A 20440-nucleotide genomic window follows, 5' to 3' on the forward strand; every position below is an offset into this window, starting at 1 on the left:
TAAATCAGGATTGATATGGATAAACAGCCTCTCGTTATTGAGCAGCGCATCCGCTACAAGCTGCGCCGCTTCAAACGGGCGATAGCGGCAGGCAGGCTAACGGCAGGCGACTGCCTACCATGCATCCAATCGTGGTGTGCGCACGCCGCGCATGCAAACACCTGGCGGCTGCGCTGCAGCCTGTTTAACATTTCGAGCGGGGCAAATAGATGAGCTACTTATATGACGGCGAAACGCACGACAACTACGATCCGGCCTTTATGGCGGAGCTGGGCATGAGTGAGGGGGTCATAGCCTCCGTGCTCGCCCAGCGCAACTATGAGCGGACAGAGGGGCAACTGGCGCGCCGCCAGCGCGCCTACGTGGCGGAGTCCGACCCCCTTTTCTTGGAGTGGCAATACGACAAGACAGCAGCGGCCGAGCAGGCATGGCGCGACAAGGTGGCGGAGATCAAGCTGCGCTACCCGGTGGCCAGTGGGGCGGAAGAGTGATCGTCCGTCTCGAGCCCATCACGGCGAGCGTGGTCGCCGTGATGGGCTGGGCATGGAATACCGCCACGGCCGCGCCCCTGCGCCGAGGTGCTGCAGCCAGCCAAGTGAGCCTTGCCTCCTGGCGCTGTCAGCGTTAGGATTTACCCATCATGGCCCTGCTCTCCCGAGTGTGGCTTTTTCGTTTCTGCTTCTCAGAGATCCCCATGCCCGTACTCGATATCGTCACCATGCGAGGGACTATGCCGCGCGTGGAGCCCCATCTTTTGTCTGACGAAGTCGCGGTGATTGCGCGCGACTGCCATTTTGACCATGGCGTTATCTCCCCGCTGGAAGATGACGCCAGCGCGGGCGTGGAATTACATATCGTGCCTACCACGCTCTTTCATTATGGTCAGCACTGGTTCGCCTGGAACAAGGTGGTGGAGGCCATTCGCTCCCCGATTGCCCAGGACCCGTATGGCCGGGTTTACTACACGGACGGCGAATATCCCAAGGTGACCCATGCCCAGATCGCCACAGGCGGCAGCAACAAGCCGACGGCGTGGTATCGGTTAGGCATTCCAGCCCCTGGTGTTCCGGTCGGGATTGGTGCCATCACTCCGCCTGTTGGTGGAGTGGATGATGATCTGACCGATGACGAAACCAGGTTCTATGTAGACACCTTCGTGACTGCGATGGGGGAGGAAGGTCCCCCGGGCCCGGCAAGTGGAAAGGTGAACATCGGGATCCCGGGATCATCTGTTGCTTTGATGCTCAGCCCGCCGAACGCCCAGAACAGCAACATCACCAAGCGGCGGATTTACCGGTCGGTGTCCGGTGGTGGCCTTGCTGATTACCTGTTGGTCGTTGAGCTGCCCATTGCTCAGGCATCGTTTGTCGATACCCGGGCAGATGGGGAGCTGGGCGCCGTGCTGGAGACCTACGACTACACCATGCCGCCCGATGGCATGCGGGGTATTTGCCAAATGGCAAACGGCATGTGCGCTGGCTTTGCTGGAAACTCCCTCTACCTGTGCGAACCCTACCTGCCCTACGCCTGGCCGGAGAAATACCGGCTGACCACAGAGCACGACATCGTTGCGATTGCCGCCATCGACACCACATTGGTGATCGGGACCAAAGGCTACCCCTATCTGGCGCAGGGTGTAAGCCCGGCATCCGTGACCACCCAGAAGCTGAGCCAACTGCCGCAAGCCTGCATCAGCGGGCGCTCCATGGTCGCCATGGATGGGGTGGTGCTCTATGCCTCACCAGATGGGCTGGTCGGCATTGGCGCCAGCGGCGGGCAGGTGGTGACCGAGGGGATCATCACCCGAAGCCAGTGGCGGGCAATGCAACCTGACACCATGCGGGCATGGCACCACGAGGGCAAATATGTGTGCATGACTGACACCCACGCATTCATCTTTGACCCGAAAAGTGGCGACTTGCGTGAGCTGACGAACAGGTGGGATGCGGCTGTCTCCGATATGGAAAGCGACACCCTGTTTGTTGCCAAGGGCCACAGCTTGCAGATCTGGCGGGGCGGGAGTGCCAGCAATGGCCAATTCATCTGGCGGTCGAAGCTCTTTATGGTGCCAGAGGGAACGTCGTTTAGTTGCTGCCGGGTGTTGGCTCAAGACGTTGGTCTGGTCGGGATCAAGTTGTTCGTTGATGGGGAGCAGGTGATGGAGCTGTCCCCGGGCAACCTGGTGCCCGGGGCGTTCAGGTTACCCCCTGTGCGTGGCAGGTTCTGGCAGATAGAGGTCTTCGGTACCTCGGTGGTGAGCCGCATCACTCTCGCGAGCAGCATGGCGGAGATGGTGACCTGATGGCCAAGAAACCCTCATATCGAGCTGGCCGGGATCAGGCGGCCACAGCTGAAAACGTGGAGCTCCTGACAGGCCAGCGTGGTGACCGGCTCGACAAGGCTGTCACCTTCCGCGAGCTGGCTGCTCTGGGGCTGTCTACGCTGCGCCCTGGCGCTGGCGGTGTTTATGTCCCCAGTAAAAACCCAGACCTTTTCCCGCCTGGCCAGATGGAATTCCCCCGCGCCCCGGTCAACGTGATCGCCAATGGCGCGTTTCACACCGTCCTGGTGGAATGGGATCCGCCTCAGTATCGGTGGCATGCACACGCGGAGATCTGGCGAGCGGAGAGTGACAACCAAGCCGCGGCCACCCTGGTAGGTACCTCGTCGGCCAATCTCTACTCTGATGCCATTGGCAAAGGCGCCACGTTCTACTACTGGGTGCGGTTCGTCAACGGGAAGGATGATAAGGGGCCCTTCCAGGGCGTGCAGGGCGTTGAGGCTGAAACCAGTCGGGATGTGCAGGACATTTTGGACGAGTTGCAGGGCAAGATTGAGAAGAGCCATCTTGTGCAGGAGCTGCTCAGACCAATAGAGGATGTCTCACAGCTTCAGATGGAAGTCTCGCTCCTGAAACCGAAAATCGATGAAATCGAGATCAGGATCCCCGGCATCGAAGAGGAGCTGGCCGGGCTGGATGAGCGACAGAAAGCTGCGCAAGATCTGTTGGATGATGCCCAGCAGCAGTTGGGGATGTCGAGCATTGAGATCGGGCTGGTGCAGGATCGGCTTAATGCCAAACTCGACAAGTACAAAGGTGACTTTGACTCGTTCCGGGATGCTGTTTTTGTAGTCGATCCTGAAAATGGCAGCATCACGATGGATGCCGTCAATGCCGTGCGAGATGAGCTTCACACTTCCATTACCGAAGTGCACCAGGAGCTTGATGCCGTAGCCGGCCAGATCAGCAGCAAGGCAGACAATGTCACCGTGGACAGTCAGGGATCGCGGATTACTGAGGCAGAGCAACGTATCAACGGGCTGGACGCCAGCCTGAGCCAAACTGTCACCAAGGGTGAGTTCACCAAGGAGCAGCAGAAGGTCACCCAGATCGGGCAGGAGCTCAACGCAACAAAAGGGGAGCTGACCCAGAAAGCCACCAAGCAGGAGGTTGATGCCCAGGGCGAACGGCTGGCCAATGCTGAAAGCAAGCTGACAGCGCATACCGATGAGCTGAGCTCACAGGCGCAGCGCCTTGATGGGCTGGCGGCCCAGGTCACCCTGGGTGATGAAACACTTCAGGCCAACATCACAGAGCTGGCGCGAGTCACCGCTGAGAGCGACCAAGTCACTGCGCAACGGGTCAGTGGGCTAGAAGTGAGGGCGGGGACGTCAGAGGCCAAGATCCAGGCGCTTGAGGAGATCATTGAAGATGATGGCGGCATCACTGCTGGCCGCTTCGACACGATCACAGCTGAGCTGGAGCTTCAGCGTGGACTGGACGATGACAACGCATCTGCTGCTATCGATGGCGCCCTGGTTGTGGATGAGCGCGACCGGGAGACCAGGAAAGCGTTTGGCTCCATCCGCACGGAGCAGAGGGTGATCCTGACGGAACAGCAGGCCCAAGCTCAGCGCACTATCGACATAGATGTGAAGTTTGAAGCAAAGGATGCCGCCACCCAGGCCAGGATCTCGTCGGTTGAGAAAGTGACCTCTGATGCAGACTCCGCGCTCTCTCAGCGTATCGAGAACGTCACCGCTGAGTTCAAGGCGGCGGATACTGCTTTGGCCGTATCGCTCGCCGAGTCAAGCAAGGCCTTAGCCGATGCCGACCAAGCGCTTGGTGAGCGGATCAGCACCATTGATGTGAAGGTCGGAGAGAACACCGCCAGCATTACCGAACTGCAGCGTGTGGTGGTCAGCAATGAAGAGTCGCTCAGCCAACGCCAGGACAAGATGGGGTCGGAGATAGGTATCGGTGCCGTCAGCCAGGTTGAAGGTGCGCTTGCCGGTGATGAGCGTGACCGAGAGAACCGGAAAGCTCGCGGTGTCATTCTCCAGCAGCAAAGCACGCTTGCGAACCAACAGGAGGCGCAGGCCAGGACCGTTGAGCAACTGACAGCTGAGTTTGATGCAGAGAATGCAGAGATCAGGGCTCAGATCACCAATGAGCAAATGGCCCGATCCACGGCTGATGAGGCCTTGGCGCAGAAAGCATCTGTCCTTGAGGCGCAAATTGAGGGGGTGGATCAGTCCCTCTCCGCTAGTATTGCCGAGGTGGCCAGGGTCAGCGCAGATGCCACACAAGCCCTTGGCAGCCAGATAAATACTGTGTCTGCCGTCGCTGGCAGCAAGAATAAAACGTTCTTCCAAGCAACGGCCCCTGGATCTGGGATGGGTACTGGCGACCTGTGGTTCGATGCCGCCAACAACAATAGGCCGTACCGTTACAGCGGGACTGCGTGGGTGGCAACTGATGACCCGCGCATTGCCGCGAATGCTGCCACTGTTCAGACTCAGAGCAAGGCCATTGCTGACTTGCAGAACGGTGCTGAGGCAATGTGGACTGCCAAGGCTCAAGCAGGTGACATCAAGGCCGGCATCGGCCTGGTAGCCAAGAGTGATGGCACCAGCCAGGTGATGGTATCTGCCAGCCAGTTCTTTGTATTCAACCCAAACAGCCCAAACTCCACCGCCCCGCTCTTTGCCATCGACAATGGCCAGACGGTGATCGCTGAGGCGATTATCCGCAAGGCCACCATCCAGATCATCCAGTCAGAGAAGATCACCGCCGACTACATCAAGGCCGGGGTGAGCATCACAACCCCGTTGATTAACGGTGGCCAGATCGATATGGGCAACGCCTTCATGGCTGGCGGTGCAGCTGGTTTTGGCAAGGGTGGCCCTTATGGTGGCTGGGGCTGGGGGTGGCACTCCATCATTTACAGCGATGGGAGCATCTACACCAACAAGCTCAATGCCGAGGGTGGCTATGTTCGCAATATGACGATCGGCAACTGCACTATTGAGCAGGACTGTGTGGTTAAGGGTACGGTTTATGCGGATAGGATTGTTGGTGATGTGGCTGCAATCAAATCACTCTACATGGCTCCACCAAGCTCACCATTTAGCTTGTTCTTTAACGTTCCCCCTGCAAATTTTGATAGAGGCGTCATCGTAACTGGAATAAACATCAAGGCAGCTGGTTACTACTATGGTGGCGGAGGGCAGCCGTCAGAGGGGACCAGTACTTGTACGGCTGTTTTTTACATGAACGGGGTGGAGTTCGGTAGAGAGTCCGTGTCGGCTACTGGTAGCTCAAGGAAGGACTCGGCAACGGCCAGCGCAACAGTTACGCTACCTGCAGGGGTTTATGGGCAATTTCAAGTATCAATACTTGGTGACGTGTCTGTCTCCCTTGTGGGAGCCGTAGCCATGGTATTCAAGCATGGCAGTGCAACCTTTGGCTAACTTTGCTACCCCACTTCACCGCATAGCCAGCGACACTGGTAATCCCAGGCTATCCGCCGAACTGCAAGACGCCATCCGTAACCGGGTGGCGTTTTTGTTTGTGCGTGGCGATGACGGTTTTGTCTTGAAGCCGGTTAGCGAGCAGGGCGCTACCGGTGTGCTGGTATGGGTTGGTTGGGGCGATGGTGGGGCGCCAGAGCGCCACTTGCCGGAAGTGAAGCGGCTGGCCCGCATGATAGGCGCCCGCTGGCTGCGCTTCCACTCATCCCGCAATGGGTGGCTAAGGGTGGCGCCGAGAATGGGGTGGGTGCGTCAGTCTGATGATGCTGACGGGCTCTATGTGTTTCAAATCAACTTGTGAGGTGAGCGATGGGCAAGGGTGGCTCTAACGAAATTCAGGAGACGGAAGCCCAGAGGGCGGCTGCAGATGTGGCCATGGAGCAGTGGCAGCTCTATAAAAACGACCTGCAGCAGTATGAGGACATCTTCATGGACAAGGTGGATGACCTCAACAACGAGAGCGAGTACGGCAAGCTGGCTGGCACGGCCGCGCTGGGTACCGCTCAATCCTTTGGCGAGGCACGTGCCGGGCTGGCTGACTCTATGGCGGCTGACGGCGTGGATCCGACCAGTGGCAAGTATCAGGCTGCCATGTCCAATCTGGAGACAGATCAGGCATTGAGTCAGACAGACACCACCAACCGCGCCCAGTCCAGCCAGCAGGATAAATATGTGGCTGGCCTCAAGGATGTGGTGAGCATTGGCGCAGGCCAGAAGGCTGAATCGCTGGCCGCCATGGGGGATGTGGCCAATACCAGCCTGCGCAAGGCCACCAGTGACGCCCAGAGTTCATTCCAGAGTCAGCAGGCAACTGCTGGTCTGGTTGGTACGCTGGCTGGAGCTGGCACGGCATATGGACTCAAGGAGCTGAAAGCGCCTGCAACAACCGCAACCGTGAGCAAGAAGATCAGCCCGACAGCCAGCGTGCTGCAAGGCAAGGGCTATTAAGGGGTAAACGATGGGATACGCCGCAGATACATTTGCACAGATCACCAGAGAGAGTTATCAGGACTGGAAAAATCGCTTCTACCCGAAGCAGAAGGAGCTGATGGAGCTGGCCACCAACGGCAAGCTACTGCAGGAGCAGCTCGGCCGGGTGGATGAGAACAACGCCAACGCCTTGCGTTCGGCCCAGCAGGCCACGGCAAACCGCAATGCCCGCATGGGGGTGAGCAGTAGCGCCAACGACAACAGCCAGGGATTGCGGGCTGCCCTGATGACAGCAGGCACTGAAAATGGCCTTCGCGAGCAGGAGCAGGCGCGCCAGATGGGGATCTTGACCGGCGCTGATGCCGGGCTGCGTGAGGCAATCAAAACCGGTGGAGGTATGTGATGGGGTACGGACTGCTTGATATTGGCGCCCAGACGCGCCAGCAGGGTATGGCAGGGTTGCGTGATGCGGCCAATCGGGAACAGGAAGTGGAAATGGCCAACCAGAGCCTTAAGACGGCCAAGAAGCAGCAGACGATGAGTGCGATCGGCGCTGGCGCAGGAGTTGGGACAATGGTGATGCCTGGGCTTGGGACTGCTATTGGTGCTGGCATTGGCTTTCTGGCGGACAGCCTGTTTTAAAGGGGATTGAGATGAGCGTATCAGGATTGGCAGAAGGTTTTCTGGCTGGCTTCAACACCATGGATCGCTATCAGCGCGGCCAGAAAGAGGATGAGCGACAAGAGCGAGAGCTCGGGTTGCGCGACACTATGGTCAAGCAGGGAATAGAGGATTCAAATCGCAACTACTCTCTCCGGCAGGCTGAGTTTGACAACGCGGTTGAACAACAAAAAACAGCTAAAGATCAGTGGGGGCAGGAGTTTGATCTCAAACAGAAAGAGGTGGATAGCCTGCGTTCTTACCGAGATGCCAACTTGGGGTTTGCTCAGGCTGCTGAGGGGAGAGCCAAACAAGAGCATGAGTGGCAGGTAAAGTACCGGGAGAAGCAGGCGTACCAGCAGGAGAACCTGCCCATCATCAAGTCAGGTTGGCAAGCCGTTGCAGATGGCAAAGACCCGGGCCAGCAGTTCTGGAGCGTGGTGCGTGATCCGCGCGCTGGCTCATTCAACCCTGAGCGTTACCTGCAGCAAGACTATGCCGAGGCAGGTAAGACCTTTGTCACCCATGCTGGCAACCTGATGCGCCAGGCTCAGGAAGGCAAGCTAGACCCAGCCACGCCGGAAGGGCATGCCGCCGTCAACAACCCGCAGTTTATCAAAGCGGCCGGTACCATTTACCAGGACGAGATCGGCAAAGGGGTTGGCGACATCGACCCGGATAGTGGAAAGACCATCACCGGCAAGCAACTGAGCAACATAATGATCACCCCTGACGGTCGCGGTGTGGTGCTTGGAGTGGAGGTCACCTACGACGACGGCAGCAAGGCGGTGCGCCCGGTAACCGACAACCGGACCTCTGCGCCTGACGACCACCCCAAGGTGATCCCCATCAATGACTTCCTGAAACCGGCTTATCAGCGGGCAGCGCTGGCCAAGCACATGATCGGCAACGCCGACCAGCTGCGCACCTCGCTCGGACTGACGGCTGGCCCAGATCAGGCAGGCTACAAGAAGGCGGTTGCTGACCTTGAGAAGCAGCACGGCCAGAACCGCGCCAGGATCTCCTCCAGCAATGCAGAGGATAAAGACCTGCAGCTCGACGCGCTGGATGCCCAGCTTGAACAGAGTAAGGCGGCACTGGCTGATACCTACGGCCTGACCACCAAAACGGATGAGCCAAAGCAGGAGGCGCCACTCAAGGTGTGGACCGGGGGCGATCCCGAGCGCCTGCAGTTTATCAAGGAGGCCAACCAGCACGGCAAGCTGAGCAGCCTGATGGATAACCCGGCACGGATGAACACGGCGTTCGAGCTGTGGCGCCAGCAGGCGGCCAAGCAGAAGAAAGAGGAGCAAGCCACCGTGACAGCCAGCAGGCTGCGTGATGCGGAGGCTGGCGCATATCAGGCCATCAGTCTGGCGCAAGCGCGCCGCTAGTTGCCTTTCCAACCCCCCAGCGTTAGCATCTCTCCATAGTCGGCCAGTCTGCTTATTGGCCAGCACTCCCCATATCAAGCCCTGATCGGTTCGCCGGTCGGGGCTTTTCTTTTGCACAAAAAGCCGAGGACACCATGGACAAGCCTGGACTGCGCGACGCCTTGCCACAACCGAAACTATCCGACACCCGCACAGACCCGTTCTGGAGCAATCTCGATAGCAGCCTGTCAGCGGCTGCCGCCCCGTCTGCCGCCCAAACCCCACAGCGCGATCTCAATGTTGGCCTGGGTGATGTGGCACGCGGCGTGGGCGCTGGCGCACTAGATCTGGTTGGCGGGATTGGTGAGTTGGCCAGGCAGGCAAGCCAGTTTGGCAAGGAGAACGCTGGCAAGCAGGGAGGCGATTACCTGGAGCAGGCTCGCGCCAATATGGCCAGCAAGCTGAGCCCGGTGCTTGATGTGGTGGCTGGCGCTGGCGACTTGGCAAAGTCAGGCGCCGAGTCTCTGACCGATGGGATGAGCGGCGATGCCAAAGAGGCGATCGGCCGCAGCCTGATTGATGAGACGCCAGAGGGGCGCCTCACCATGGGGGATGGCGCCGGGGATCTCGACGTATGGGCCATGAAGATGGCGCAGGGCGTGGGCTCCATGGTGCCGACCCTGCTGGCTGGCGGTGTGACCGGTGCCGCCGCCAAGGCCAGTATCGGGCGCGCCGTCACCACCTCCATGCTCAAGCGGGGGGCTACTCAGGAGGTGGCCGAGGCTGTCGCCGCCAAGACGGTGGCCAAGCTGGCGACCGGTGCAGCCGCCACCACTGGCGCGACCGGTTCGGTGGGTAGCGCGGGGGTGAATACTCGCGAGTCAGTGCTGGGCATGAGCTTTGATGAGCTGTCCCGGAGCGATACCTTCCGCCAGGCATTCACCCGCATCGACCAGGATCAGCAGACCGCCCATCTCTCTGATGAGGAAAAGCTGGGGCTGGCCCGTGAGGAAACGGCCAACTTGGCCAGCCGAGCCACTATGAGCGACGCCAAGGTGTGGGGAGCCGCCGCCATGGGCTCCATGATGGGCGACGCCATGCTGTTCAAGATGCTGGCTGGCAAGGCGGCCACCGGTGGCGTGCTGAAAGGCGCAGCCAAAGGGGCCATGGGGGAGGGTGTGGGTGAAACGCTGGAGGAGGGGATCCAGCAGTACGCCGTCAACGAATCCCTCAACGAGGTGGCCGCCGCCGATATCGACCCGATGAAGGGGGTCATGTCGAGCGCGATCGAGGGCGGCTTGATAGGGATGGGGACAGGTGGTGCGGTAGGTGCTGTCGGTGGGGCGCGAGGTAGTAAGCATGCCGGCCCAGAGGAGGACGTAGGAACCGATCCGGTTTCAGAACCTTCCGCGACGGTAACGGAGGAAGCAGCAGGCCCCGCAGGGGATCCGGTCTCTGCATTCGGTCCACAGGAGGGTGGCGAGCAGGCGCCCTCCGCCACACAGGCTGAGGGAGATCTGAACCCGCTCGGTCCCAGTGGGAGCCAGTTTGACGAGCTGCGTGATGTTCCCGCCTATCTGCGTCAAGACGATACCGCTGATCGCTACAAGGGGATGGCGGCTGATAGCGAGGTGCAGCGCGCCTTGGCGGGTGAGTTCGGCCAGACCGTGCAGGATCTGGTGGCCACCCAGATGCAGGCGGGTGATCAGGGCAAGAGCCTCTATGAGCGAGCTCAGGCCGGTGAGCTAGGGGTTGACCCTTTCGCTGGCAATAAGAGCGCCCAGCAAGTGGCTATGGAGAACCAGCGCCTGGCGCTGCCGCTCAAGGATGTTATCTTTGCCGGTGATGCCAATGCCAAGCCCAAGGGAAAGGCGGTTGCGGCACCGGGTGATCATGATGATCGTCAGGCCGGCACCGGTCCGCAGTATCGAGGAAATAAGCGCACCCACTGGCAGAGTGGGCAGGAGGGGGATCTGCTTCCGCCAGAGGCGGCCACCGCCAACCCTGCCGGCGAGCTGCCGGGCGCGGTGATTGAGGGTGAGGCTAGCGAGGTGGGTAACGAGTTGCCGCACCGCAATGTGGTCTATGGCAATGACTTGCGCGCCGAGCAGCAACGGGCCGCCGATCTGGCCCGCCGTGAGCGCGAGCTGAACAACCAGCCCCTGAAGATCGGTCAGTCAGAGACCCTCTTTGCCGGGGGCACGCCGGGCGCGGACCCGCGCAATAGCGCCTATACCCCGCCCAAGCTGTCACGGGATCAGGTCGATACCCGCATGGGCGAGCAGTCCACCCGCGATCCGCGCAGCCCGGTGGCGCAGTCCATCGAGCAGGCAGGCAGTGCCACCGATTCGGTATTTGGCCCGCTCCAGACACTCCGAATCACCCGCAAAGGCAAGCCGTTCGCAACCGAGAAAGAGGCGGCCATGGCCAGCCGCAAGGGCCAGGAGATGCCGGTGCCGCTCAATGGAGGTGGCTTTGGGGTAGCGGCTATCGGTGAGGTGCAACAGGCCCAAGCGCAGCAGGGCGCAGTCAAGCAACCGTCAAGCAATTCGGCCCAGCAGGATCGCCAAGACGGAAAGACTGAGATCGCGCAAAATGGCATGGTGATCGTTCATGGTTCCGGCAATCCAGGCATGAGCGAGCAGGATATTCAGATTGTCCGCGCAAGTGGTCAGAAGCAGGGCAAAAAGGGCCGTGTCTATGGTGGCTTCTATGGCACCAGCGAGCAGGACGCGCACCAAGCGCAAGCCTACGCCGATATGATGGGCGGCACGCCCACCCTGTACGATGTCAAGATTAAGCCTGGCACCAAGGTGTTGCACAAGCAGGGGGATATTACCCGCCTTTCTGAAAGCTACATCAACGAGTTGGTGAGTCAGGGATATGGTGTGGTCACCGGCACCGACCCGCGCGGCCAGACAGAGCATGTAGTTATCGACAAAAGCGCCGTAGCAAGCATGGCCCCGCGCGGCGCGCAAGCAACCCCGTCCCAAGTCAACGACACGAATGTCGCTGACATAAGGCAACCATCTGATCAGCCAGCCAAAAACGTAAGCGCTGACACAGTTCCGGCACCGTCTGCCACAGCGGGCGAGGCCAGCCAATTAGTACCAGCTATCGATACCGGATACCGCGAGGTGATCCCCGGCAACCAACCCCAAGTAGAGGTGAGCAATGAGCCAGTTACCCCGATACCTGCAATCAGCAGTGAGCGATCAGGTGATCAGCCTGGCGCAGGCGAACCGGCTGCAGCAGGCGCTGGACCAGCCGTTGCCGGACTCACCGACCGAGCTGGATCCGGAGATCGGGCAGATCTCGCTGCGCCTGCACCTGTACCTGACGGACAGCAGCAAAATGACCCAACACTGACAGCCCCGGCCACAGATGCCGGGGCTGCTGTTTCTGGCCGTATTGGCGAGGAAGAGCTGCGAGATCGCGACCTGCTAAAAGAGCATGGCGGGCACTGGAAGTATCGTTCTGCAGTAGGCGCAGGCTGGTTTACTGCCAACACCAAGGAGGCCGCCATTGAGCGTGCCGAGGAGGCATACCGCAAGGCAGTATCCAAAGGCGAGCCAGTGCCCACCAGGGATGAGCGGTTCGCACAGGCAGACGCAGAGCTGTTTAGTGAAATGGATCGCCGCTACGGAAAGATGTCAACTCCCGAGCTTGAAGCAGAGTACCAGCGACTTGGTGGCGAGGTTGGCGATTTGCAAAAATCAGGCTCTGGCGAGTTCAACGGCAATGGCGGCCGCCGCACTGGGGCTGCTGTATCCAATGAAGGTGCTCGCCAGGTTGGTGAGGAACGCTTGCGCCTTGGCGTTTATATGAAGATGCGCCGCGACCGCGATACCGCGGGGTCGGGAGCCAAGTCGCAGCAGATCGAGCCAGCCAACGACTGGCGCGGCGCCAAGAGCGCAACGGATTACCACGCCGCGAAGCGTCGCCTGTTCTCTGGCGAGATGGAGTTTTCTGAATTTCAAGCGATGAGCCGTTCCGCTCTGGATAACGCCCCCTCCCTGCGGGCTGAGCTGGAAAAGAAAACCAAGCAGGATTTGCTTGATCAGATGAGCCGCTTCAATGCTGCCCGCTACAAAAATGACAAAAAGGCCGTCGTGGTCGAGGCCGCATACAACCAGCTGATCGGTGATCTGCGCTGGGCTGCCAATGGTGATGGCAATACCATCAGCGAGACCTATGCCATCGGCGGCGCCAGACAGAGTATCGAAGAGCGAGTAGCCAAGGCGCTGGATGGCCTCACCCCTGAGCGGTATCAGCTGTTTCGTGACAAGCAGTTGTCCGACGTTGCCGAGATGCAGCGGCGCCGGGAAGAGCTCAAGCGATCTCTAACCGACCCGCAAACCTTGGATGACTTTAAGGCGTTCATAGAGCGGCGAGGGATTGACAAGCTGACACAGGAGCAGCGTGTCCGCTATGAGGATATGGTTGCTGCTCGCAACCTAGATCGCAGGGAGCAGGAGCGCAGCGCCAAGGGAAATGAGACTGCCCCCTCTGCCACTTCCAGCGACATCATCAAGACCAAGCACACCAAGACTGGCGATGATCTGTTTGTTGTGCAGATGGGGGATCGGGTTGAGCGAGATGCTTACAATCGCATCAATGCTCACGCCAAGACACTTGGCGGCTGGTATTCGTCATTCCGCGGCAAGGGTGCCGTGCCAGGCTTCCAGTTCAAGAGCGAAGAGAAAGCGACCGAGTTCCGTGCCTGGCTGGGTGGTGAGGTTGGCGGGGCTAGCCCAGAGGTTGCACCTGATCAGTCTACTGATAGCGAGGCTCAGCCGGCTGGCAAGTCCAAGCAGGTGGAGGCTCTGCGCAATCGCGCTGCGTCAGCGAGAGCCAAAGCGGAGGCGGTGTTTAATGCCGCTCGCAAGGAGAATACCGCACGCCGCGCAAGCATGGCGGCCAACGCTAGAACCAACGCCGAGCGAGACCTGCGTTTTGCTGGCTTGCTTGAGGCTATCGCCACCGGCATCGAGAACGGGGAGATCACCTACCTGCGCAACCTTGCCAACGGCGCGCAACTTGAAGAGTTGCAGTCGGCGCTCAATCGTGGGCTGTGGTCGCTGCCAGCCACCAAGATTGATGCGCTTGTGAGCGATGGGGTGATCAATCGCGATGACAGCAGCCGTTATTCCTGGAGCGACAAGGCAACCCCTGAGCAGATGGTGGAGGGGGTATCCATGCCCGGCATGGATTACCACACCGATCGGCTTCGTGAGGTGGCCATAAAGATGCAGGGCTCGAGCGGCTTTAAGCAGGCTGGCGCCAAGGTAATGAGTCTGGTTAAGGCTGCGGCAAACAGGGATAACAAGACCACAACCCTGAGCGATCCGGAGCTGATTGCCAAGCTCAAGGCGTATGTCACTGGTAGTGATGACTACAGTACCAGCACCATCAAGGATCAGATCGCCGGGTATGGTCGCCTGGAGCGCATGGGCATTACCAATCACACCGAACTGCGCGCGGCATTGCGTGAGCTGGTCAGGCTGCAGCGCGGGCTGAATGAGACGGCACCGCAGCGGGATCCGGTGACAGAAAAAACCAACGCATTGAAGCGTCGGTTGCTGAACAACCGCAACGCCTTTATCGACTTCTTCCCCACTCCGGAAGAGTACGCAGCCGACCTGGTGGATCGCCTTGGTATTGAGCCTGGCATGGTGGTACTCGAGCCATCTGCCGGTCACGGCATGCTGGCAGAGGCCGCCCGGGATGCAGGGGCAACGGTGGAGGCCGTGGAGGTGGCTAGCGACCTGCGCGACATCCTGCAGGAAAAGGGGTTCTCTCTGGTCGGTAATGACTTTATGGAGACAACGCCATCCCAGCGCTATGACGCTGTGGTCATGAACCCGCCATTCTCCAATGACATGGATATTGACCATGTGCGCCATGCCTTTGGCCACCTCAAACCAGGCGGGCGGTTGGCTGCCATCGTATCCAGCATGGCTGGCCAGCGCAGCAACAAGAAAAACAAAGCGTTCCGCGAGTGGCTTGACGACCTTGGCGCCAGCGAGGAGATGATGCCGGAGGGGGCATTTAAGGATTCGCTCAACCCAACCAGCGTGCGCACCAAGATCATCACCATTGAAAAGCCGGTTGATGCGGTGAAAGGACCTGAGCTCAAGGCTGGCACTCGCGCCACCCTGCACACACCGAAGGGTAAGCCAGTGGAAGTGCAATATCGCCTGATGGAGTCTGGAGATCTGGTCGCATCGCATGAGTTTGACGGGACCGTAAACAGGCATTATCCGCAGGAGCTGCAGCCGAGAGACCGCAGCAAGAGCACATACCAGGTGCAGGTGCGGCAGATTGCCAACAACCCAGAGGGGCGGCGACTAGGAGCCAGCCCAGAAACAGATCGTGGCGCACCAATCGTGCGTGACGGCATTGTGGAAAGTGGCAACGGCCGCACAATAGGCTTGCAGCAGGCTTATCGCCAGGGCAGCGCTGACGCATATCGCGAGTGGCTTATGGAGCATGCAGAGGACTTTGGTATTAGTCCTGACGAGGTGGCCGCAATGAGTCAGCCGGTACTGGTGCGCGAGCGCCTTACCGAAATGAGCGAGGCTGAGCGCCGTGACTTTGTGGTTGACTCAAACACTGACGCAAAGATGGCAAATTCAGCCAGCGAGGACGCCAATGTCGATGCTGGAAAACTTGATGACAAGCTAATGGGCATGCTCAACATTCCAGAGGGTGGAGACTTGCTAGCCATGAGCAACGAGCCATTCCTTAACGCATTTGCCAGGGCGATCGGTGAAAACACACTCAACCAGTATAAGGATGATCGAGGTCGCTGGAATGATGCCTATCGACGCAGGGTATCTGCGGCAATCTTTGCGTATGGGTATGACAACGCATCATTACTAAAGGCTGCCACTGGGGATAGCGATCAGGTTGGTAAAAACCTGATTGGGGCGCTAATGAACAACGCCGGTAAAATGGCAGAGCTGAGAAGTGCAATGCCTGAGCATGCTGCCGATCTGTCAAACATCTTGGCCGAAGGCGTTACGGTGATGAGCGACGCAAGGCGCAATCACCAGGCAATATCTGAGATTATTAATCAAGGCGACATGGTTAGCGGTGGTATAAGCCGGGCGGGTGGCGCTATGGCTGAAATGCTGGCCGACGCCAGCAGGAGTGCCAAGCGCATGACTGAGACGATTGGAGCCATTCTTGATATGCTCAATCATGCGGCCAAGCATGCCGGTCAGCCAGATCTGCTAACCGGAAAGCCATCAGACCCTATTAGCGCAGAGGAGGCAATCAATGCCCAAGAAAGAGAGTACCGCACCAGAAAAGAGCGAGAGCAGTCAGCATTACGACCCAGCCAAGATTTTTTTGGGGTCTCGGGACCACGGAATGACCACGGAAAGAACACAGGCGTTTCTGGATCTGCTGGGGAAGGCCAAGCAAAAGGCGCAGGAAAACTAACCTCTGCAGTCGTAGAGGTTAGCGGGGCAAAGATTCGCATCCCAACCATCGACGAGGAGCAGCAGCGCCTCTACAACCAGGCAACTCATCGCGGCCATGGTGTGAACTTTGCCAGCGGCATCAGCACCGGCGTGGGGCGGATCCTCAATGACCTGAAGGATGCCGGCCTACTGGACACGGCAGAGCAGAGGGCGGCCGCCGAGGCTGAGGTGCAAGCCTGGGCCAATGAGGAGGCCATCAACGCCCGCAAGCTGATGCGCGACGGCATCAAAAACCCGAGCTGGGCGATCACCGGCCGTTCTGGTCGCAAGGCCCAGAGCAGCGCCGCCCAGGACGCCGAGAACCGCCGCCAAGCCGCCCACCACAAAGACCAGTCAGACCGCATCACGGCCCTGCGCGGAGAGCTGAAGAAGCTGCGCCCGAAGGAGGTGATCGGGAAAGAGTCGTTCAACTACGCATGGGGCAAGGCCAAAGGCATGATCGCCGACTATGCCAGCGCCCAGAGCAACGGGCAGCCCAATCTGCTGGCCAGTCTGCGCAAGAGCATGAATGCCGAGCTGGCCCGCTACCTGCAATCCATGGGCAAGATCGACGCACCCAACTTCATCAAGACCCTGAAGGAGCAGGATCAGCGCCTGAAGGCCGCCGGCCATGACGGCTTGGTGGCCATCGTGGGTGCGCGCTCCAACCCGGGCAAGATCATCTCCAACGCCATCGAGGGGCGGATCCGCTTCTCCAAGCAAGCCATGTCACAAGGGATGCGACCTGCTAAACACCTGACGCGCAAGGAAGCTGAGCTGGTAACCAAGGGGTGGTTCAAGCAGTACCGCGGCGCTTCCGGCATAGATGTGCAGATCCACGCAACCCAGGCTGAACTGGAGGAATCCCTCGGGCTGGATACCAAGGAGGGGCTGATCCGCCGCGCTGCATTCGACGACGATGCCGGCACTCTCCACGTGGCAGCAGATACCATCTCCGACCCCAAGCGGATGCGCGAGATCCTACGCCATGAGGTGCTGGCCCACTACGGCCTAGCCAACGTCCTGGGGGACGGGGAATACACCAAGCTGATGAGCCGCCTCATCCAGTCCCAGAAGGACCCCAGCATGAAGCCGGTGTGGGACTGGGTAAACACCCATTACGCCGACGAGGACATCGGCACCAAGGCCGAGGAGGTGATTGCCCACCTGGCCGAGCTGGAGCAGAGTGCATGGCGCCGCGGCTGGGATCAGGTGGTGGCGTGGGTTACCAAGGCGCTGCGCACTGTCGGCTTTGTGCCTGGTGGCATTACCGCAGCTGAAACCAGAGCGCTGATTGAGGGGCTGGGTAAGAAGATTAAGCGCGGCGGACCTGACAATGGTGGCCCGGATGGTGGTCATAAGTTCAGTCAGGAGTCTGAACAGCCAGCAAAGAAGGGCGGGATCAAGATGAGCCAAGCCAACACGGCCGCAGACAAGGCCATGGAAAAGCTCAATCTCGGCCCCGAGCCTGACATCATCGACAAAACCAAGGCCAATCTGGACAAGCTGCGCAAGGTTGATCGTGGTGTGGTTGAGTCATGGGTGGACCGCTTTATCAAGAAAGCCAACACCGAAGTGCTCGATGCGCTGGCCCCCATCAAGTACGCAGAGGATGCGGCAGGCATTACCGATGCAGCCGACTCAGGCTATGTTGCGGCGCGGATGGCGACCGGGGCGGCCTCCACCATGCAGGCGACCATGCTCTATGGTCTGCCGGAGTGGAAGGACGGGGTGATCCAGCGCAAGGCGGGCACCAGCGAGAAGGATGCGCTGCTGGGAATCTTTGCCGACCTGGGAGCTGACCTGCACAACTGGCTGGGCTGGATGGCCGGCCACCGGGCCGAGCTGTTGCTGGCCCAAGGGCGTGAGAACCTGCTCGATGCCAATGACATTGCGGCGCTCAAGGGGCAAGGCAAGGGCAAGGAGGCCAAATTCCTTGATGCCAAAGCCCGCTGGAACCGCCTCAATGCCGCAACCCTGGACCTGGCACAAGAAGCTGGGCTCTTCACCAAAGAGGCGCGGGCCGAGTTTGAAAGCGAATGGTACATCCCGTTCTTCCGTGAATCAGATGACGGCGACGTGATCGCCCCCTTCAAGACGAAGGGCATTGCCAACCAGAACTCCGGCATCAAGAAGCTCAAGGGCGGGGAGGCCAACACCAACGACCTGCTCGAGAACATCTTCACCTCCACCTCCAAGCTGATCGACGCGTCCATGAAGAACATGGCGGCCCAGAAGACGGTTTGGAACCTGGCGGATACCGGCATCATCGAGGTCATTCCGAAGCCAAACAAGATGGATTACCAGGCCCTTGCCAATGGCAAAGACAGGATCATGGTCAAGCTGGAGGGGGAGGACTACATGATCCGGGTTGAGGATCCGGACCTCTATCGCGCTATGACCTTCTTCGACCGCCAGCCATTCGGCACCATGATCAACATGGCATCAAAGGCCAAGCGCCTGCTGACGGCCGGGGTGACCGCATCCCCTGAGTTTATGCTGCGCAACTTCCTGCGCGACTCACTCTCCAGTTGGGCGATCAGCAAAGACGGCTTCAAGCCGGTGATCGACTCCATCAAGGGGGTGAAAAAGACCCTGGCGATGGACGGCAGTACCATTGATGTGATGTTCAGCGGCGCCAGCTTCTTGGGTGGCTATGTAAACGGTAACGACCCGACCGCCATGGCCGACACCGTGCGCAAGTCACTGCGCCGTAAGGGGATGACTCCGGAGCAGATTGCCCGCTACGAAAAGAGCATTATCCGCAACGCCGCTCAGGCAAAGGGCGTGGTTGCCAATGTGTGGGAGAAGTACAACCGCTATGGCGAGGCTTTCGAGAATGCCAACCGCGAGGCGGTCTATGCCGCTGCCATCAAGGCGGGCAAGAGCCACGCACAGGCGGCGTTCGAGTCAAAAGACCTGATGGACTTCTCCATGATGGGGGCGGCCCGCTTTATTCAGGGGGCGTCCATGGTGTTGCCGTTCTTCAATGCTCGCCTGCAGGGTCTGGGCAAACTGAGCCGGGAACTGCGCGACAACCCCCGCGAAATCGCCAAGCGGGCTGGCATGATCACCGCCATGTCGCTCGGCCTGCTGGCCGCCAACTGGGACGATGAGCGATACGAAGAGCTGCCGGATTGGGACAAGGACGCCAACTGGCACTTCTTTGTTGGCGATCAGCACTTCCGGATCCCCAAGCCGTTCGAGATTGGTGTGATGTTCGGCACCATCCCGGAGCGCATGGTGCGCGCCATGGGCGACAAGGACACCGGCGCCCAGTTCGGCAAGGCGGTAGCGCGGGCGATCGGCGATACCTTTGCCCTCAACCCGACCCCACAGATCGTCAAGCCGATGGTGGAGGCAGCCTTCAACTATGACACCTTCCGTGGCGGCCCAATCGACAGCCCGCAGGATCTGGCTGTCAAGGCCGAGGCTCGCTACAACGAGCAGACCAGCCTGCTGATGCGCGAGCTTGGCGAGCTGTCTGGCTTCTCACCCAAGCAGCTTGAGCACTTGGTGATTGGCTATACCGGCACCATGGGCAGCTATGTCATGGCCGCCGCAGATGGCCTGATCCGGGCAGCCAGACCCGGCGAGTCGGCAAGCTGGCGGGCAGACGAAATTCCGCTAGTGAAAGCCGTGTACCGCGGCACCGGTCCGGCTAAGTCCACCCAGCACATGGAGGAGTTCTACCGGATGCTCAACGAGGTGAATCAGCTCAAGCGCACCGTTGACCAGTATCGCAGCGAGGGGTTGACCGACAAGGCGAACGAGCTACTGGATGAGCAAGGCGGGATCTTGAAGGCGCGCCGCAGCCTGAGCCGCACCCAGCAGCAGGTAAGGGTAGTGCGTAACAAGATTGAACTGATCCAACGTGACCGAACCATGAACGCAGAGGAGAAGCGCAAGCGCATTGATGAGCTACTATCCCGCCGCAACGACCTGGTGTATCAGGCGGTAAACAAGAACAGGGAGAATTGGGAGTAAGGGAGAATAGCGGCCCTGGCTGAGCCCATGCGAAGGGGGTAAGCTAGGGCCTTAATATGTGAGGACCCTGACCATGTGGATACTGTTTGCGTTGATAATGATGGTGGTGGCGCTCAAGGCGTTCAGCTTTGAGCCTGTAAATAATTCTGTGTAACTGCCCACGCCATTACAGGTGACCGTTCAGGCGATCACCGAACTCGATAATAA

At 59.6% G+C, this 20440-nt stretch carries 9 protein-coding genes; all 9 read left to right on the plus strand.

Annotation, left to right across the window (positions count from 1 at the left end; genetic code table 11):
* Positions 1-209: 209 nt before the first annotated feature.
* The 9 genes from OKC40_RS01430 (at position 210) to OKC40_RS01470 (ending at position 20233) form a co-directional block, all read left to right on the plus strand.
* On the plus strand, positions 210-491 hold the full coding sequence (locus OKC40_RS01430; RefSeq protein ID WP_270793900.1) for a hypothetical protein: 282 nt from the start codon (positions 210-212) through the stop codon (positions 489-491).
* A gap of 263 nt (positions 492-754) precedes the next feature.
* Complete coding sequence (locus tag OKC40_RS01435) at positions 755-2302, plus strand: hypothetical protein (RefSeq protein ID WP_270793901.1); 1548 nt, start codon at positions 755-757, stop codon at positions 2300-2302.
* A complete protein-coding gene (locus OKC40_RS01440; RefSeq protein ID WP_270793902.1) occupies positions 2302-5754 on the plus strand; it encodes a phage tail tip fiber protein in 3453 nt (1150 codons plus the stop codon). The genes OKC40_RS01435 and OKC40_RS01440 overlap by 1 nt, the downstream gene beginning before the upstream one ends.
* Positions 5732-6115: a hypothetical protein gene (locus tag OKC40_RS01445; protein WP_270793903.1), complete on the plus strand. Its 384-nt coding sequence runs from the start codon at positions 5732-5734 to the stop codon at positions 6113-6115. The genes OKC40_RS01440 and OKC40_RS01445 overlap by 23 nt, the downstream gene beginning before the upstream one ends.
* 8 nt (positions 6116-6123) lie before the next feature.
* Positions 6124-6762: a hypothetical protein gene (locus OKC40_RS01450; protein WP_270793904.1), complete on the plus strand. Its 639-nt coding sequence runs from the start codon at positions 6124-6126 to the stop codon at positions 6760-6762.
* Between the two features lie 10 nt (positions 6763-6772).
* Complete coding sequence (locus OKC40_RS01455; protein WP_270793905.1) at positions 6773-7147, plus strand: hypothetical protein; 375 nt, start codon at positions 6773-6775, stop codon at positions 7145-7147.
* Positions 7147-7386: a bacteriocin gene (locus OKC40_RS01460; protein ID WP_106843057.1), complete on the plus strand. Its 240-nt coding sequence runs from the start codon at positions 7147-7149 to the stop codon at positions 7384-7386. Before OKC40_RS01455 ends, OKC40_RS01460 begins: the two co-directional genes overlap by 1 nt.
* 11 nt (positions 7387-7397) lie before the next feature.
* Positions 7398-8798 (plus strand): hypothetical protein, encoded by a 1401-nt coding sequence (locus tag OKC40_RS01465; RefSeq protein ID WP_270793906.1) that lies wholly within the window; start codon positions 7398-7400, stop codon positions 8796-8798.
* A 134-nt stretch (positions 8799-8932) separates the two neighbouring features.
* Complete coding sequence (locus OKC40_RS01470) at positions 8933-20233, plus strand: LPD38 domain-containing protein (protein WP_270793907.1); 11301 nt, start codon at positions 8933-8935, stop codon at positions 20231-20233.
* The last annotated feature ends 207 nt before the right edge of the window (positions 20234-20440 follow it).

The organism is Aeromonas sp. QDB11 (assembly GCF_027705265.1).
GTDB lineage: Bacteria > Pseudomonadota > Gammaproteobacteria > Enterobacterales > Aeromonadaceae > Aeromonas > Aeromonas allosaccharophila.

Coding starts and splice junctions, on each gene's coding strand:
- OKC40_RS01430 (WP_270793900.1), top strand. CDS start 210: ATGAGCTACTTATATGACGGCGAAACGCACGACAACTACGATCCGGCC.
- OKC40_RS01440 (WP_270793902.1), top strand. CDS start 2,302: ATGGCCAAGAAACCCTCATATCGAGCTGGCCGGGATCAGGCGGCCACA.
- OKC40_RS01445 (WP_270793903.1), top strand. CDS start 5,732: ATGGCAGTGCAACCTTTGGCTAACTTTGCTACCCCACTTCACCGCATA.
- OKC40_RS01450 (WP_270793904.1), top strand. CDS start 6,124: ATGGGCAAGGGTGGCTCTAACGAAATTCAGGAGACGGAAGCCCAGAGG.
- OKC40_RS01455 (WP_270793905.1), top strand. CDS start 6,773: ATGGGATACGCCGCAGATACATTTGCACAGATCACCAGAGAGAGTTAT.
- OKC40_RS01460 (WP_106843057.1), top strand. CDS start 7,147: ATGGGGTACGGACTGCTTGATATTGGCGCCCAGACGCGCCAGCAGGGT.
- OKC40_RS01465 (WP_270793906.1), top strand. CDS start 7,398: ATGAGCGTATCAGGATTGGCAGAAGGTTTTCTGGCTGGCTTCAACACC.
- OKC40_RS01470 (WP_270793907.1), top strand. CDS start 8,933: ATGGACAAGCCTGGACTGCGCGACGCCTTGCCACAACCGAAACTATCC.